This window comes from Schleiferia thermophila (assembly GCF_003337435.1).
GTDB classification, from domain to species: Bacteria; Bacteroidota; Bacteroidia; order Flavobacteriales; family Schleiferiaceae; genus Schleiferia; species Schleiferia thermophila.
Genome location: NZ_QPJS01000001.1, coordinates 746,209 through 763,823, shown reverse-complemented (window position 1 = coordinate 763,823; position 17,615 = coordinate 746,209). Strand labels below are relative to the sequence as shown.

Sequence of the window (17,615 nt, the reverse complement as noted above, 5' to 3'; positions counted from 1 at the left end):
CAGGAGTCTGAATTGAAAATTACCTATGGGTCAAACTTACAGCAAAAGCACACTACGCGACAATCAAATCTTTTGAATACCAGGTAGCCTTTATTGTCAGCATATTACACTGCAACTGGATGCTAAATCCACTCCTGAGTTAAGTGTACCTACATCATTGCCTTTCACAGTAATTTTTTCAACGAAAAACCATTTACACGCTTGCGCGTATTCATACAAGATATGATAAAAAAACACGGATTACCAACAAAAATTTGCCCGGTATGCCAAAGACCTTTCACCTGGCGGAAAAAGTGGGAAAAGGTCTGGGATGAAGTCCGGTATTGCAGCGATCGCTGCCGCAAATACCGAAAAATCGCATCGCAGCATGAATAAGCCTTCTGAAACTACAGCTCTGGTTTGGTTTCGCAATAGTTTGAGAGCAACCGATTTTAAGGCCCTGTACACGGCATGTAAAGAAGCCCAACTCGTCATTCCTTTTTATTGTTTTGACGATCACTTCCACACACCCCTTTATACCGGTTGGCCTAAAACAGGAGCTTTCCGAACGCGGTTTTTGCTAGAGTCCCTGGAAGAGCTCAGACTTAGCTTACAAAAGCTCGGCAGTGATCTATACATCACCCGAGGAATTACCGCGGCCGAAATCATGAAAATTCACCAGAAATTTCCCATCTCCTGCATCTACCTGCCTACATACCCTACACCAGAAGAGCTGGATATAGAAAAAGGCGTGCAAGCACTTGGTATTCCGATGAAACGCTTTTTCGAGCACACACTAATTCACCCATCTGATTTACCCTTTCCTCCAGAAAAAGTTCCTCATGTTTTTACAGATTTCAGAAAAAAAACAGAAAAATCTTTGCGGATACAGGAACCTCTCCCCTCGCCTGAATCCGTCAAAACTCCTGAAGAGTTTTTAAATCTGGCATGTCCTACTCCAAGAATGGAAGATTTTGGATTTTCGCCCCTCTCCGACGACCCACGGTCTGCTTTTAAACTAAAAGGTGGCGAGATACAAGCGACACATCGGATAGACCATTACTTTTTTAAAACACATTCAATATTGCGTTATAAGGAAACGCGAAACGGTTTGATCGGTCAGGATTATTCCTCAAAACTCTCAGCTTATCTGGCAGCGGGATGCGTCAGCCCCCGTACAGTCTTTAAACAATTGAAAACATACGAAAACCACAATGAAGCCAATGAGTCGACCTATTGGCTCTTTTTCGAGCTTTTGTGGAGGGATTTCTTTCATTTTACCGCACTTAAATCAGGTCATCGGTTTTTTAAAATAGGCACAGAAGACAGGCCAAAAGTCACACCTAAATTTGAAGAGTGGAGACTCGGACAAACGTGTGAACCCTTTGTCAACGCCAACATGAAAGAACTACTCCACACCGGCTTTATGAGCAACAGAGGTCGACAGAATGTAGCCAGCTTTCTGGTACACCACCTGAAACAGGACTGGTACCTGGGTGCAATGTGGTTTGAAAGCCAACTGATTGATTACGATCCATGCAGCAATTATGGCAATTGGACTTATTTAGCAGGTGTAGGAAATGACCCCCGTAACCGGGTATTTAACATAAAGAAACAAGCAGATATTTATGACCCTCATGGAGCTTATCAGTCCCTTTGGAACGCTTAATGCCATGCCGATGCTCTAAAAACTGTTAAATATGGCAAAAGTCAATATCAAACTTTGACCTCTCCTTTACATTTGAACGCAAATAATTAAACTCAAATCAAATGAAAATAACCGTAATAGGCGCTGGAAATGTCGGTGCTACCTGCGCTAACGTTTGTGCAGAAAAAGAATTGGCTGAAGAAATTGTCTTGCTTGACATTAAAGAAGGTTTCGCCGAGGGCAAAGCACTCGATATGTGGCAAACTGCCCCTATCAACATGTACGATAGCCGAATTACAGGTGTGACCAACGACTACACCGCTACCAAAGATAGCGATGTGGTCGTGATCACTTCCGGACTTCCTCGTAAGCCCGGAATGAGCCGCGATGACCTGATTGCCACCAATGCCGGTATCGTAAAATCTGTAACCGAAAATATCATCAAACATTCTCCCGATGCCATCATCATAGTAGTATCCAATCCTCTCGATGTAATGACCTACTGTGCTTATAAAACCTCTGGTCTGGACAGCAGAAAGGTCTTTGGCATGGCAGGCATTCTGGATACTGCCCGTTACAAAGCGTTTCTTGCTACGGAATTAAATGTTTCGCCAAAAGACATTCAGGCTGTGCTGATGGGAGGCCACGGAGACACTATGGTACCTCTGCCCAGGTATACCACCGTAGGCGGTATTCCTGTGACTGAACTCATCGATGAAGACAGACTCAACGCCATCATCGAAAGAACCAAATTCGGAGGTGGTGAAATTGTAAAATTGCTGGGTACTTCGGCCTGGTATGCTCCGGGTGCAGCAGCTGCTCAAATGGTAGAAGCTGTGGTGAGAAATCAGAGAAGGGTCTTCCCGGTTTGTAGCTGGCTGCAAGGCGAATACGGACTGAAGGATATTTATGTAGGAGTGCCTGTTGTACTAGGTAAAAACGGAATAGAGAAAATTGTAGAACTCAAACTAAACGAACAGGAAAAAGAACTACTTTATGCCAGTGCTGCTGCCGTAAAAGAAATGATGGACGTGCTCGACAATATGAATTAATTCACATCTTCGGGATATATTCTCAAGAGGTCGTATGGCATCATACGGCCTCTTCTTTTTTAAGCTTCCGGCTCAGAAGCTCGTACTTCCCGGTAAGTTGCTCCCATTCGCTCATCAAGGTTTCAAGTCTGGCCTTGTTGTCTTCGTAAGCTTTCACCAAACAGTGACCACTTTCGGATGTAAAGAATTCCGGAACGGACATTTGGGTCTCCAAATTGCTGATTTCAATTTCGGTTTGTTGAATATTTTCTTCCAACGCAGCTATCTGTTGACTAACCTTTTTGAGCTCTCTCTGCAGCTTAACGGTATTCTTATCGGATGTCCTGGAATGAGTGTTGGCCAAATGCGCCGTATCCGTCTTTGACGTTGATTCGTAGTCTCTAAAAGTTTCTTTTTGCTTCTCCTGTAAGAAACTTTCTATATCACCAAGCCATTCTTTGACTTGACCTCCCTGAAATTCGAAGACAGTATTCGCCAATCCCTGCAAAAAGTCGCGGTCGTGGCTTACCAATATCAGTGTGCCTTCAAAATCAAGCAGAGCTTGCTTCAAAACATTTTTACTGGCAATATCAAGGTGATTGGTAGGCTCATCGAGAATGAGCAAGTTTACCGGTTGCAACAATAGCTTGCAAAGAGCCAGCCTGCCTCGTTCGCCACCGGAAAGTACTTTTACTTTTTTATAGACGTCATCACCAGAAAACATAAAAGCTCCCAACAGATTGCGCGCCTTTGGCCTGAGTTCATCGGGTGCTGCATTTTCTATGACTTCGAGCAAGGTCAGATCTGCCTCGCCTGAAAGATGTTGCTCCTGGGCATAATATCCAACTTGAACATTGTGACCGAGGGTAAGATGACCGGAACCTTTCAGCTCTCCTAGGATAAGCTTTACCATGGTGGTTTTACCTTGCCCGTTCCTGCCGACGAAGGCTACTCTTTCACCTCTTTCAATTTCAAAATTCACATCGCGGAGCACCTGTTTTTCACCAAAGGATATGGAAACATTTTCTGCTTTGCAGACTACCTTTCCACTTCGGGGAGCCGGAGGAAATCTGAAATGCATGGTCTTGATATCTTCTGAATCAACTTCCACCAGTTCCATCCGATCGAGTTTTTTAATCAGACTTTGAGCAAAGGAGGCCTTGGTGGCTTTAGCCCGAAAGCGGTCAATTAGCTGACGGGTCTCTTTGATTTCCTTTTCTTGATTTTTTCGCTGCAACTGCTGGTGTTCGATACGTTCTTTTCTCAGTTCCAAAAAACTGCTGTAAGGCACTGGGTAGTCATATAGCTTTCCTCCGGATATTTCTAGCGTACGCGTAGTTACGTTGTCGAGAAATGCCTTGTCATGACTGATGAGAATGAGTGCCTTATCGCTGTTTTTCAGGAAGTTTTCAAGCCAAAGGATGGATTGCAGATCTAAGTGATTGGTAGGCTCATCCATCAGCAGGAGCTCGTGCGGGCGAAGCAATAGTTTAGTGAGTTCTACCCGCATCCTCCAGCCTCCGCTAAAGGTCTCTAGCGGTTGGTCGAGGTCTGCATCGCAAAATCCCAGCCCTTTTAAAATCCGCTCTACTTTTCCACCGGTTTCATATCCACCTAATAGCTGAAATGTATGGGTCAGATCGCTGATTTGCTGTACCAGACGCATATAGTCGTCGCTTTCGTAGTCAGTTCTGGTGCTCAACTGTATGTTGATATGGTCGATCTTCCTTTGGATATCTTTCAGGTCTTCCAAAGCCGACTCAGCTTCCTGTCTAACTGTTTTACCTTCGGGCAGCGGAAGAATTTGCGGAAGAAAGCCAATTGAAATTTCCTTAGGTCGGGATACAATGCCGCTGTGTGGGCTCATCTCACCAGCTATGATTTTTAGCAAAGTAGATTTTCCCGCTCCATTCCTGCCGGCCAGACCCACTTTTTCTCCGGGATTGATCAAAAAGCTGATGTCTTTAAACAATGTTTTCGAAGGATACTCGACGGTGAGTTGCTGTACGGAAACCATTTGGCAAAATTATCCGGCAATTAAAGAGTACTTCATTAATCCATTGGTAAAATAAGGTTTTTTTGAAGAAAAAACCGGGAAATTCGATTCCCGGTCTAATCCATAATGATGAATTCAATCATGCCTCATCACAGAAAAAGTGGAATGGTTAGAAAATATGTCCGAAACCAAAGAAGAACTGCCCCCCTTCACGGCTTAGTCCATAGTCAAGGCGTACGATCGTGGACTGATTCCAGTTGATTCGTGCACCAGCTCCCGGAGCACCTACCCATTTGGTAAGACTCAGCTGGCGAGGGTTATCGAAAACCGATCCGAAGTCGTAAAACGGAGTGATGCCAAGTGAAAAATGCTGTTTTCCGACTTTGAACTCGTAAAATCGGGTGCGAAGCTCCAGATTGACCAATGTAACCGTGGGCGCCAGAAATCGGGCTTCTCTGAATCCTCTGATGGATCTGCCGCCACCTAAGACCAGAATTCCCCCTGCCTCTGCCTGTGAGCTCAGATCCCACATTTCTATAAAGTTGATACTGCTGCCGAAGATGTGACCAAAAGCTGCCAGGCCGGCAAATGTGATTCTGTTCTTATTGCCTTTCCATCTGTGAAGTGTGGCTATGTATTGAGCCTGAAGCATAAACTTGTTAAAGCTAAAGTCTGAACCGAACCAACGGTCAGAGTATTCATGGGAATATTGCAGGAATATTCCACTTGATGGGTCTGGTTCAAAATCACGGGTATCGTAAATCACTGCCCAAGCCAGCATGGAGGTAAAGCGATAGCTGTCATCTCCTGTAAACCCGGTTAAGTTAAATCTCTCCCATGTACCGTCAGCAATTTGCTTATCGATTAAGGTTTCATTGTGGATGGCTTCTACCTTTTCTCCTTCCTGATTTTCAACTTTAAACACTTCACCCTGGTAAGATGAAAAAGATGTAAACAGTGCTTCAAATCCAAACATAAGTCTGAGTTTTCCGCCCATTAGCACTCTTTCAGCCAAAAGATTGTACAGTTGCTCGCGCTGAATCATGCTGTTGTAATTGATATCAGTATAATAGTTGCCATCAGGTCCCAAGGTAGCGATACGGAGGTTGTCTTCGTACTCATTTACACTTCTGAACTCCCTGTTCAGCCCGGTTTGCTTGTCGGTAAATCTCAGCGGCCTGATGTAGTCGCGTCCGATTCCCCAGTATTGCGCATTTGGATCTTCCCAAAGTACCGCATCAGCTCTCACCCTCCATTTGGAATTAAACAGATAGGGCGCGTCATAATTCAGTGCATAGCGAACTCTTCCGTTTTGAAAGATAAAAAATTCTGCATTGAGACTATGCCGGTAAGGGGTATATTCAAAAAAGGGATCATCTTTAGAATTGTTCCAAAATAAAAATGCATTTCCTCCAATGCCAAAGCCCCTGATCGGGTCAAATTCAAATCTGGGTACTCCTGTTATAAAAAATCCTTCTTTTTTATCCTCTAAATCTGAATCCGGCATTCGCTTAGAAGGATCGATATAAAATGGTAGTTTATCTTCCGTAGGTTCGGTTACGGTCACCTGAGCTGTAGAGACCAAGGAAAAAATTACAGACACTAAAATCCATCTGAATTTCATAACATATTGATGTTTAGGTTAATATTTTACAGATTGAAAAAGGTAGTAGCCACTCCGAAATAGATCAGTAATCCTGTGATATCCACCACGGTGGTAATCGCCGGGCTGGCTGCTACGGCAGGGTCGCCACCAAATCTTTTCACAATTAATGGCAGCAGGGCACCGATTACTGTGGAGGATATCACTTGTAGCGAAAGCGCAAGCGCAATGACAGAAGCGACTACAGAAAGGGAAAATTTCGTTGGAATATCAGTTTCCCAGCTCAGAAACATGACCTTCCCAAAGGCCAGCAAACCGAGACAGATGGCCAGCAGAGAGGAAATCTTGGTCTCTTTCCAGATTACCTGGAGCCAGTTTTTGAAGCTGAGTTGGCCCAGGGCGAGCGCTCTGACAACGACTGTAGCTGCCTGACTACCGGCATTACCACCGGTATCGGCCACCATTGGCATGTACAAAGCAAGTATTAACAGCTTTTCTATAGCGCTTTCGTATCGGTGAATGATCATACCCGACACAATTCCGAGCGCTGCAAGGGAAATGACCCACACAGCCCTGCGCTTGAAATGTTCAAGGCTGCTGGTTCCCAAGTAATCAAAATCTTTATTGGCTTCGATGATGCCCATAAACTTCTGCATGTCTTCGGTATGTTCGGCGCGAATTACATCTATGGCTTCCTCATGGGTCACTATCCCGACGATCTGGCCTATGTGATTGATTACAGGTATGGCCACCAGGTCATATTTTTCAATTTTACCCGCTACATCCTCCCGGTCGTCAGTCACTCGTACATAGACAAATTCCGTATGCATTGCATCCCTTACCAATGTATCCGGAGCTGCCAGAATCAGATCTTTCAACGTTATAAAACCGAGAAGCTTCATCTCTTTGTCTACTACATAACTGTAGTAAATTGTCTTCTTGGAGGGAGCATCTTGCCGGACCGATTCGATCGCCTCTGCACACGTCATGTCGATGCGAACGGTTGCAAAATCGGTGCTCATAATTCCCCCTGCGGTCTCCGGAGGGTAAGCAGAAAGGTGTATGACGTCTTCACGGGTTTTTTTTCGCAGATATGGCAGTAGTTCAGCTTGCTCCTGTTGAGTAAGATGCTGAAAGAGGTCTGCTCTTGCCTCAGACGGCATGTGCTCAAAGATCAAAGAAAACCGTTTTCTGGAGGTGTTTTTAAAAATTTCCAGTTGCTTGGTAATGTGAAATTCTGCTACTATCAGGCCCTGTTGACTAGGCGAGAAGTAATCAAGCACACTCAGCAGATAGTTTTCATCAATATCGCTGAGAATCTCAGCCACCTCTACCACAGGCATTCTTTTCAGTAGAGGTACCAGTTCGATGACTTTTTCTACCCGTTCAAATCCCTTGACCAAATCTTTCAGCTCTTCTGCACTCATTTCCCTATTTTTTACGCTTCATTGATATTGTTTGCCTCCCATTTTACTTCCATCACTCCGTATTCAAGTGTGAGTTGGCCAGCCAGGCTTTCAACCTCTGAATGGTGATTCCCGGAGGCAGCAATTTGTGCCTCAATAGCAGACTGACCGGAGATGGTTTCCGAACTCTTGAGTGACCTTAATTGAAGATGATTATCTCTTTTGATGAAATTTACGATTCTGACTCTTATCAAATTTTCAACGTGTTCTTTGCAACTTACATAAAGAACGTATTGAAATATTCCTGAATCTTCCTTAGCTGAAGGGAACCTGTTGATCCAACCACCCAATGGTCTGAGCAGCAGATGAGTACCGGCGACAGCTCCGGCAGTGATCAATGCCAGCCAGTGCATACCACATCCGGACAATGCGCCAACTGCCGCAGAGCACCATATGGTAGCCGCTGTATTGAGTCCCTGCACGTTTAACCCATCGCGCAGTATTACACCACCTCCCAGAAAACCAATACCTGTTACTATCTGACCTATTACCCTGGTAGAATCACCGGTATATACCTCCTCATTTCCGGCAGTAAGTGCCAATGATATAAGCGTATAAGCTGCAGAACCAAGAGCCACGAGAGTATTGGTACGCAATCCGGCGCTTTTCTGTCTCCATTGGCGCTCAAGACCAATCAAAGCTCCCATTAGCGCAGCAAACAGCAATCGTTGGGAAAAAATCCAGATGGTCATCGTTTCAGAATTTGCAGATTTCTATGCTTTTCTAAAAGGAGTTGCAAAATTAAAATGTTGATTTTCAAGATGATATTAGATGCACATTAGAAAAGTATTAGAAAATCATTAGAATGACTTCTTAATTCGCCGGGTAAAAACAAGAACCTTTACCACTAATATGAGCTCACATCAAAATGGTCTCTTAGACGATTGGCTAGTGAAATTAAACTCAATATCAATCCAACAATGCAAATCGCGGGAAGTATCACAACCCATGGCTTACCCATCAACAAATACGGATAGTGGTCTCTGATGATATTTCCCCATGATGGGGTGGGGGGTTGTACCCCCAGACCGAGGAAACTGATGCCGCTTTCAAGCAATACTGCAGTAGAGAAATGACTTGCTGCTAAAATCAAAATCGGACCTAAAATATTGGGGAAAATATGCACTGCCAAAATTCGGAACGAGGACAAACCGCAGATTTGCGCAGCTAAAATGTACTCTTTGTTTCTCAAAGTAAGTACTTTACCCCTGACGGTACGGGCCACATCTACCCACATGGTAATACCGACTGCTACAAATACCTGTACAAGAGATTTGCCGAAAACCAACGTAAATGACATTACAAGCATAATAGATGGTACACTCCACATCACAGAGGCCAACCACATGATAACCCTATCTGCAAGTCCTCCGAGGTAGCCGGCAATTGCACCCAATGGAACGCCCACCAATAGACTAACCATCATGGCCAGAAATCCAATGGAAAGCGATACTCTGCTGCCGTACGCTACCCGGGCAAACAAATCACGGCCAAATCTGTCAGTACCCAACAGAAACAAACGGCTATGTTGCTGTGCAGTCTGTTGACGATGATAGTTGCTGTACACCTTTTTCCTTTTGGAAAAATAGTGCTCGATTCCATCTGAATCTAAAAAAAGACTGTCGTATGGAATTATTCTCTCAACATCAGATTCGGGATTTTCTTCCAGAAAAAGAAATTGAACCCGCGTCAGAGGTGGCAATAAGGAATATTCCAGTTGTATGTGATCGTAGGCTCCTGGCTTTTTATCGGGTAAGAAATATGAAGAAAAGGCCAATGCTATAAAGCAAGCTATCAACACCACCGGAAGACTCTTGAGGGGATGTCGGCTGCTTTTTCTGTCTCTCATTACCTCATATCATAGATGACTTTCAGGGCTTCCTGCAACTGCACATCTCTGCTCAAATCGCCCACCCACTTTTTCCACTCCCGCAGGTCATCGCCTTTTCTTGTCAATTCATCCACGGTGGAGCCGGGAATATTAAAAGGTATACTGTCAGTACTTACATACACATCCTTGTACTTCGTAGCGCGCTCTTTAAGCATCCTCTGATAGCTCACATAGTCTTCAAAACGAAGAGAAATAGAAGATTTTTCCCGGTTATCTGCCAGCCAGCGGGCATACTGGTCCATGAGAATAAACTTGGGGTTGTTTTCAATTCGTTCTCTGGCATTTTGTATGGCTTTGGGGAAGGTATTGTTTTGGGTCCAGCGATTAAAAGGGGCTGGAGATATTTCAGAGTATGCAATGGCATTTTTTAGTTCGCGTTCTCCGAAGTCAATATAGCTGTATTGGTCCGGAAATATCACATCCGGCGTTACTCCTTTTAGCTGGGGTGTGCCCCCGTTGATGCGGTAATATTTCTGTATGGTGATTTTCAATGAACCTAATGGACGAAATTCTCTTCCGGCAAAATTTACTGCCCTGTCAAAGTCAAGCATATTTTGGACGGTACCTTTCCCAAACGTTTTGTTCGAACCGACGATTATAGCTCTTCCGTAGTCTTGCATGGCAGCTGCAAAAATCTCGCTGGCACTTGCAGAGAAGTGATTCACCAGAATGACCAGAGGTCCGTCGTACACTATTGAAGGATCCCTGTCTGAAAGCACTCTGGCCTGTTGACCGGTCGCTTTTACTTGCACCACAGGTCCCGATGGAATAAACAACCCGGCAATATCAATAGCACCTTCCAAAGTACCGCCACCATTGTTTCGTAGGTCTATGATAATGCCCTCCACACCTTCGTTTTTAAGTCTTTCTACTTCTGCACGCATATCCAGAGCACAGTTTCGGTTGGTTTCTTTGTAAAAATCTACATAAAACTTTGGTAGTCGGATATAACCGATTTTCTTTCCATTGTATTCCGAAATCGCCGACCTGGCAAAAGCTGCCTCCATCTCCACTACATCACGTACTATGCTGATATCTCTCCGGCTGCCATCTGCCTTGCGTACCGTGAGAGTGACGGTTGTTCCCTTTTTACCGCGAATCAGTTTCACCACCTTTTGAATGTTCATTCCGGTTACGTCTACCGATTCGCCATTTTCCTGAGTTACTCGGAGAATTTTATCGCCTTCTTCCAATTCACCCTGACGCCAGCTGGCACTGCCTGGTACTATGCGTTCTATGGTTACATAACCGTCTCTGGAGACCAATTGGGCTCCAATTCCTTCAAATTGTCCTGTCATTTCAATTTCAAAGTCCTCCTGACGCTGTGGCGGATAATACTCTGTATGTGGGTCAAAATTGTGCGCATATGCATTGATGTACTGGCCAAACCAATCGTTTCGGTCCATCTCTTTGAGCATATCAAACCATTCCTTCATTTGTTCTTTTTCTTTGTTTCTCGCTTCCATTTCAGCTTCGGCTGTAATTTCAGGCATGGTTTCGCCCAATGTGTCGTGATCTACAGACTCATACAATCGCACCAAAACTCTGTATTTGAGATATTTTCTCCACTTTATATCAAGTTCCTTTTGGTTTTTGGCAAAGTCACTTTTCAGCTCATCTGTTTCATAGATCTCTTTTTTGTTGAATTGAAAAGGCTCATCCAGTATGGCGAAGGCCAGTCGTTCGGCTTCTGAAATTCGCTTCTGAATCCGCTCATACATGCGCTCAAACAAGGCAACATCACCCTCCTTCATCAATTTTACCATCGAACCTTTAAAACCAGAAAATTCATCTATGTCTGATTTAAGGAAAAAGCGCCTGGAAACATCAAAGTTTTCAAGGGCTTTTTCAAAGACCCTGTTTGAAAATAAAAGATTGGCCTCAGGCGGCTGCAAATGCTGATTGAACAATGCTGAGAAGGTAATCTGCAGAATGAGTCTCTCGCGCTGTTGAACCTTGTTTTGTGTACTTCCCGGAATACAGCTAATCAGAGCAAAAGATACAGCCCATAGGGAATAAACAGAGCGGAAGATTTTTTTTCGAATCATGAAATCAATACGGTTTTTGTGTAGTTTGGTTCTTTGAAAAGAAACGCGCAAAATACGGTTTTGTTAATTCAGCTGGCTTGAGCTTTACTTCAAGGTAGTAGTGACGGGCGATAGAGATTACTCCCAACAGAAAGAGCACCATAGCCGGACCTTTATAGCTAAAATCAAAGAACTCACCAGCCATCCAGGTACTGTTGGCACTAATCCAGAATAGGATGGCAAGGTTTTGAAAAAAAAGCAATTTTTCACTAATGGTCTTAATACAGATATACACCGCAATAAAAACAGCTGGTAGAATCATGGCCACTCCCAGTGGCTTGTACACTAAAATCCATGCAATATCTTTGGCCAACCAGACCGGGATATGCAAAGTATCGAGCGATTTGAGTTTTTGGTCGTTCAATGCATCAACGTTTTCCTGCACAATGTTGATAAAAAACTTCTAAAACGCAATATTTCGGTTCATAAACGTAAAATCCCGTAGCGCTCTTATCGGGCATCAAAAAAACCTTTTAATACACGGAGCAACCCAGCCACGAATAGGCTGATTGCAGTAATACTAAAAACCGTTGAGAGTAGTATCCCCCAGGTTTTACCTTCGTCGAGCAAGGGAAAACCAATAAAATAAAACAACACCGGTCCACTAAACACAAATGGCAATGAACCAAACATCAAGGTAGCACCTTTGATGAGCTGCTCTTTGTTGGAATGTGGTCTGTCTGACCGATTGAAATTCATTGGCCTTGATTTTTATACAAAGATATAGCCGATTTTACATCACCTGAATTCAACACCAGCATCCGTGCTTTTTCATAAGAAATATTGAGTTTTTCGGAAACTATTCGCGTTGCGCGATCGATGAGCTTGTTGTTGGCCAGTTGCATTCGCACCATTTTGTTGTCCTCTACTCTACCCAACCTTATCATCACTGAGGTAGTCAGCATATTGAGTACGAGCTTTTGAGCAGTGCCGGCTTTCATACGTGTGCTTCCGGTCACTACTTCAGGACCGGTAACTACTACCACCGGGAAATCTGCTTGCCGGGTGACCGGCGACCCTGGATTGCAGGTGATGCAGCCGGTGAGGATACCGTTTTTCCGGCATTGTTCCAACCCTCCAACCACATACGGTGTCGTGCCTGATGCAGCAATCCCCACTACTATATCGGCTTCCGAAATGCCGTATTCCAACAGGTCGTGCCAGGCTCCTTTTTCGTCATCTTCAGCAAATTCGACCGCTCTACGGATAGCTCCATCACCGCCTGCTATCAGTCCGATGACCATACCGTGTGGTACTCCAAACGTGGGTGGACATTCACTGGCATCCACTATGCCAAGTCTTCCGCTGGTGCCCGCTCCTATGTAAAATAGCCTCCCTCCCTCAGCGAGCTTCTGGTAAACAGCGCTTGCGAGAGCTTCTATCTGTGGAATGGCCTGCTGAACTGCAATGGGCACTGTTTGGTCTTCGCGATTGATGATTTCCAATAGTTCTCGGAGAGTCTTCTGCTCCAAATGCCTGTAGGGCGAGTCTTGCTCTGTTATGCGTTGAAATTCATTCATTTTTCATAATCAATGCCATATAAAATCCATCTGCATCCAGCTCTGTTGGTAGCAGTTGGTGTTCTCTTATAAGTGTATATTCTCCCTTTTTTCGGTCCAGGAAGTTTTGAACCTGTTTTTGATTTTCATCCTCTATCAGCGAACAGGTGGCATATACCATAAAACCTCCCGGGCGTAACATGTCGGTGTAGGTGTCGAGAATTTCTTTTTGAATACTGAGAACGCGTTGAAAGTATTCTTCTCTGAGCTTCCATTTAGTATCCGGATTGCGACGAAGTACTCCTGTCCCTGTACAAGGCACATCGAGCAAAAGCTTGTCAGCTGTGTGATGCAGACGTTTGATCGTCTTTGTGCCTTCTATCAAACGCACTTCCACATTATCCACCCTATTGCGAGCTGCTCTCTTGCGAAGCTCCTGCAGTTTGTGTTCTTCTACATCCATAGCGATGATTTGACCCTTGTTGTGCATGAGAGCTGCCATGTGTAGTGTTTTACCTCCGGCACCTGCACAGGCGTCTATAATACGTTCCCCGGGCTTTGGCTGCAGAAACGGAGCAATCAGTTGTGAACCCCCATCCTGCACCTCATACAGGCCACGTTGAAAGCTCTCTAATCTGAAAACGTTGACCCGTTGAAGTAACTCAATCCCTGTCTCACAATATGACAGAGGCTTCGCATCAATACCTTCGGAATTGAGAATCTGTAGCAATTCATCTCGTGTGGTTAGCAAAGTATTGGTCCGAATGTGAAGGCCAGCTGGTTCATTAAGCTTTGCAGCCAGCTCCGGCCAGTAAGGTCGGTTTCTGCTCAGCAAATCAGCCAACCACTCCGGGAAGGAGTGCTTTATTTCTGCGTCAGTTATATGGTGGATTTTTGCTTCTATCTCTTTTTTGTTTTCTACCACATCGGACCACTTGTCGTCGGCAGGCAATGGTTTGTCACTTATGATGCGGTACAAAGCAAATATTTTATACAGTTTTTTTCGCTTCAGACTAGGTTCCTCTCCTGCCAGATACCATAAGAGCCTCCAATTGCGCACAATTTCATAAACGCTTTCAGCCACAAAGGCTCTGTCGCGGGCTCCCCATTTTTTATTGGATTTAAAAAGTCTTTCAATAACCTTATCGGCGTACACATCCCTGCCAAAAATGGTTTCGATCGCTTCGATCACTCCTCCCACCAGATTCGGATACAACCGAGGGTATGTATTTTGTTTTTTCAACGGGATGTAGGTGTGGCTGTTAATTCCTTACCTCTTCAGCATTTCGAAGAATGTAATTAAAATCGTTGATATCGGTGTCGTTGAGCTTAAAGATGCCTCTGAAGGTAACCACGTCATCGGTCTTGTACCGCCGATGACCCTTTTTCAGTTTCAGAGACATTACCGATTCCGGTCCTGCCCCACCGCAGAAGTAACAGGCACTGAATGGAAATGCCGAAAGTGCATAAAGTCCACCCTCTGCATCTATTGGAATCACATATCCTTTGATTTCAACTTGCTTCCCATCCAAATTTTTGAGCGACTTGCCAAAGGTCGGAAAAAGGAACCAGGCTTCAGCCTCTTTGTAGTATCTTTCTTTGAATTGGACATCCTGCAGGGTCTTCCAGGTTATTTTTATTGGTCCCTGATTTTCTTGACCTTGTACTGATATGGCCCATAGTTGAGCGATACTTAGGCCTAAAACTAGCGCTATTGCCTTTGCACTACTCATTTTAGCCATGTAATTCTGCATTTTCAAGATAGTAAATAAAATCTCCGTTCGGATGCTTATTGAGTCTCAATATCCCTTTGACCACAATGAATTGATCTACCAGAAATTTACTTTGGCGGTTTTTGAATTTTAAACCTACTACCGTCTCGATACCGGCTTTCCCACAAAAAAAACAATTTGAAAAAGGTGTTTTTGACAAGGCGTAGGTATTATTTCCCATATCGAGTGGTATTACATAGCCAGTTAGGATGACTTCCTGACCGTTGAGCTTTTCAAGTTCGGGCGAAAAGACTGGTGCATAAACTCCGGGACGCGCAGGGTCTTCACCAGAGAGGGTCTGTGTCAATACAAACCAGGTCAGAATCTTCTGCCCGTTGGCCGCGTGAAATGTTACAATCATCGCCAGTGTAAAGAGCTCTTTACGAAAGAAGTATATCGGTAAGTGAATTTTCATACAGATTTCGGTAATCTTCCACATGACCCCAGTCTTCATCATCTATGCGGATACTGCCTTTCGTCACATGTCCCAGTAAATCAAAATCTACACCATTGAGCATCATCGAATCGATGAAGGCAGTTTCGTCGTCCTGCTTTACGGTGACCACTACGCGAGAAGGCCCTTCTCCAAAGAGGTATGCGTCCTTGCGGATTTCGGCTGGCAGGGTAATGTCAAATCCCAGGCCACTGGTTAGTGCTTTTTCCATCAAAGTGACCCACAGTCCACCTTCTGATATGTCGTGAGCACTGCAAATCAATCCTTGTCGGATTGTAATTTTCAACTGCTCCTGAAGGGCATATTCCTCTTCAAGGCTAAATTGTGGTACAGGGGATTTTTCGATTCCGTGAATGTGTACCAGATACTGGGATTGATTGATGTCTTCTCTTACCGTGCCCACCAGATAAATCAAATCGCCTTTTTGTTTAAACGGTATGGTGGTAATGTGCTTTTTGTCCTCAACGATTCCTATCATTCCGATAGTAGGCGTGGGAAAAACCGGCTCAACCCGGTCTTTGAGTACTGTTTGGTTATAAAAACTCACATTACCCCCGGTGACAGGAGTTTTAAAAGTTTCACAGGCCTTTCCCATTCCCTTTACGGCCCCTACAAACTGCCAATATACCTCTGGGTTATAAGGATTTCCAAAGTTCAGGCAATTGGTCACGGCCGATGGTATACCGCCGGAAACCACTATATTTCTGGCTGCCTCGCTCACAGCCATCATAGTGCCGATTTCAGGGTCCGCCCATACAAAGCGTGGATTACAATCCACCGTCATAGCAAGGGCCTTGTTAGTGCCTTTTAGATTTACGATAGCCGCGTCGGTAGGTCTGTTGGTGCTCATGTTTACAGTACCTACCATAGAGTCGTATTGCTCGTAAATGAATTTTTTACTCGCCACATTGGGCAGCGACAGGATTTTTCTGGCTGTTTCTTTCAGATCCTTCGGCTCTGGTACCGCATTGATGTCGAAGTCCAAGAGCTCACTGTAATAGGCAGCCTGCCTGAATTCCCTGTAATACACGGGAGCCCCGCCTCCAAGCACCAGTGTGCTGGCAGGCAGGTCAGCTATCAACTCATCATGCCAGTAAAAATACAGCCTGTCACCTTCGATTACTTCCCCAATCTGTTCACAATGAATGTCCCATTTGTCATAGATTTTTTTTACCTGGTCTTCATGACCTTTTTTCACCACCACCAACATGCGTTCCTGGCTTTCGGAAAGCAATATTTCCCAAGGTTCCATGTTTTTTTGACGTAGCGGAACCCGATCCAGGTGTATCCTCATTCCATGCTTGCCGGCAGCACTCATTTCAGAGGTAGAACAAATGATACCGGCTGCTCCCATGTCCTGCATTCCAACTACATAATCGGTCTCGGCAAGTTCCATCGTAGCCTCGAGCAAGAGCTTCTCCATAAAGGGGTCACCTACCTGTACTGCGGGAATGTCATCTGCCGAATCTTCGGTCAGGTCTTTGGAAGCAAAAGAAGCACCGTGAATTCCGTCTTTGCCAGTGCTGGCGCCAACTATAAAAACGGGATTTCCCACTCCTTCGGCCTTAGCTCTGATAATGCGATCTGTTTTAACAATACCGGCTGAAAAGGCATTAACCAGTGGATTTTGGTTGTAGCATTTGTCAAAGTAGGTCTCACCTCCCACAGTTGGTATTCCAAAAGCATTGCCGTAGTCGCCGATGCCTTTTACAACGCCTTTTACCAGCCATTTGGTGCGCTCCAACTCCGGTTCGCCAAAGCGCAAACTGTTTAGCAAGGCAATAGGTCTGGCTCCCATGGTAAAAATATCACGATTGATACCCCCCACTCCTGTGGCTGCACCTTGATAAGGTTCCAGGGCCGAAGGATGGTTGTGCGACTCGATTTTAAACGCACATCCATAACCATCTCCAATATCTACCAAACCGGCATTTTCTTCACCGGCCTTTACCAGCATGTGTGGTCCGTCTTTTGGCAGGGTCTTAAGCCAAACAATGGAATTCTTATATGAGCAATGCTCTGACCACATAGCAGAGTATGCACACAATTCGGTAAAGTTGGGCTCCCTGCCCAGCAATTCCTTAATTTTCTCAAATTCCTCTTCCAGTAGTCCGAGTTCTTTGGCAGTCGAAGCGTTAATTGGCGGATATAGTGCAGTATTCATTCGAAATTAGGAAAGATTCGGCCAC

The 17,615-nt window shown here is 44.7% G+C and carries 16 protein-coding genes; 3 read left to right on the top strand and 13 right to left on the bottom strand.

Annotated elements, in window-relative coordinates; all coding sequences use genetic code 11:
• The first annotated feature begins 222 nt into the window (after nt 1-222).
• The 3 genes from DES35_RS03235 (at nt 223) to mdh (ending at nt 2,679) form a co-directional block, all read left to right on the top strand.
• A complete protein-coding gene (locus DES35_RS03235) occupies nt 223-375 on the top strand; it encodes a DUF2256 domain-containing protein (RefSeq protein WP_084180068.1) in 153 nt (50 codons plus the stop codon).
• Nucleotides 311-1,648 (top strand): DASH family cryptochrome, encoded by a 1,338-nt coding sequence (locus DES35_RS03230; RefSeq protein WP_114365757.1) that lies wholly within the window; start codon nt 311-313, stop codon nt 1,646-1,648. Before DES35_RS03235 ends, DES35_RS03230 begins: the two co-directional genes overlap by 65 nt.
• Nucleotides 1,649-1,749: 101 nt before the next feature.
• Entirely contained in the window at nt 1,750-2,679 is a 930-nt protein-coding gene (mdh, locus tag DES35_RS03225) for a malate dehydrogenase (protein ID WP_037356027.1), read from the top strand.
• Nucleotides 2,680-2,719: 40 nt separating this feature from the next.
• Here the strand turns inward: mdh and DES35_RS03220 are convergent, their stop codons facing one another.
• The 13 genes from DES35_RS03220 to purL all read right to left on the bottom strand — a co-directional run bounded on the left by DES35_RS03220 (nt 2,720) and on the right by purL (nt 17,590).
• The gene (locus tag DES35_RS03220; protein WP_114365756.1) at nt 2,720-4,675 is read right to left on the bottom strand and encodes an ABC-F family ATP-binding cassette domain-containing protein; all 1,956 of its coding nucleotides are present in this window, start codon (nt 4,673-4,675) and stop codon (nt 2,720-2,722) included.
• A gap of 148 nt (nt 4,676-4,823) precedes the next feature.
• On the bottom strand, nt 4,824-6,278 hold the full coding sequence (gene omp85 / locus DES35_RS03215) for an Omp85 family outer membrane protein (RefSeq protein WP_114365755.1): 1,455 nt from the start codon (nt 6,276-6,278) through the stop codon (nt 4,824-4,826).
• Between the two features lie 26 nt (nt 6,279-6,304).
• Nucleotides 6,305-7,684: a magnesium transporter gene (gene mgtE / locus DES35_RS03210; protein WP_114365754.1), complete on the bottom strand. Its 1,380-nt coding sequence runs from the start codon at nt 7,682-7,684 to the stop codon at nt 6,305-6,307.
• Nucleotides 7,685-7,695: 11 nt separating this feature from the next.
• A complete protein-coding gene (locus DES35_RS03205; protein ID WP_037356012.1) occupies nt 7,696-8,415 on the bottom strand; it encodes an MgtC/SapB family protein in 720 nt (239 codons plus the stop codon).
• Nucleotides 8,416-8,570: 155 nt separating this feature from the next.
• The gene (locus tag DES35_RS03200; protein ID WP_114365753.1) at nt 8,571-9,572 is read right to left on the bottom strand and encodes an ABC transporter permease; all 1,002 of its coding nucleotides are present in this window, start codon (nt 9,570-9,572) and stop codon (nt 8,571-8,573) included.
• The gene (locus tag DES35_RS03195; protein ID WP_114365752.1) at nt 9,572-11,662 is read right to left on the bottom strand and encodes a carboxy terminal-processing peptidase; all 2,091 of its coding nucleotides are present in this window, start codon (nt 11,660-11,662) and stop codon (nt 9,572-9,574) included. Before DES35_RS03195 ends, DES35_RS03200 begins: the two co-directional genes overlap by 1 nt.
• A gap of 4 nt (nt 11,663-11,666) precedes the next feature.
• Entirely contained in the window at nt 11,667-12,086 is a 420-nt protein-coding gene (locus DES35_RS03190) for a hypothetical protein (RefSeq protein WP_051889114.1), read from the bottom strand.
• A gap of 65 nt (nt 12,087-12,151) precedes the next feature.
• Entirely contained in the window at nt 12,152-12,400 is a 249-nt protein-coding gene (locus tag DES35_RS03185) for a DUF6095 family protein (protein WP_037356010.1), read from the bottom strand.
• A complete protein-coding gene (gene murQ, locus DES35_RS03180; RefSeq protein WP_037356008.1) occupies nt 12,397-13,221 on the bottom strand; it encodes an N-acetylmuramic acid 6-phosphate etherase in 825 nt (274 codons plus the stop codon). Before murQ ends, DES35_RS03185 begins: the two co-directional genes overlap by 4 nt.
• Nucleotides 13,214-14,443, bottom strand: coding sequence for an RsmB/NOP family class I SAM-dependent RNA methyltransferase (locus DES35_RS03175; protein ID WP_037356006.1), 1,230 nt, complete (start codon nt 14,441-14,443; stop codon nt 13,214-13,216). The genes murQ and DES35_RS03175 overlap by 8 nt, the downstream gene beginning before the upstream one ends.
• A gap of 19 nt (nt 14,444-14,462) precedes the next feature.
• Complete coding sequence (locus DES35_RS03170) at nt 14,463-14,942, bottom strand: DUF3299 domain-containing protein (RefSeq protein ID WP_235183041.1); 480 nt, start codon at nt 14,940-14,942, stop codon at nt 14,463-14,465.
• A complete protein-coding gene (locus DES35_RS03165; RefSeq protein ID WP_125039356.1) occupies nt 14,935-15,387 on the bottom strand; it encodes a DUF3299 domain-containing protein in 453 nt (150 codons plus the stop codon). The genes DES35_RS03170 and DES35_RS03165 overlap by 8 nt, the downstream gene beginning before the upstream one ends.
• The gene (gene purL / locus DES35_RS03160; protein ID WP_037356000.1) at nt 15,353-17,590 is read right to left on the bottom strand and encodes a phosphoribosylformylglycinamidine synthase subunit PurL; all 2,238 of its coding nucleotides are present in this window, start codon (nt 17,588-17,590) and stop codon (nt 15,353-15,355) included. Before purL ends, DES35_RS03165 begins: the two co-directional genes overlap by 35 nt.
• Nucleotides 17,591-17,615: the final 25 nt, after the last annotated feature.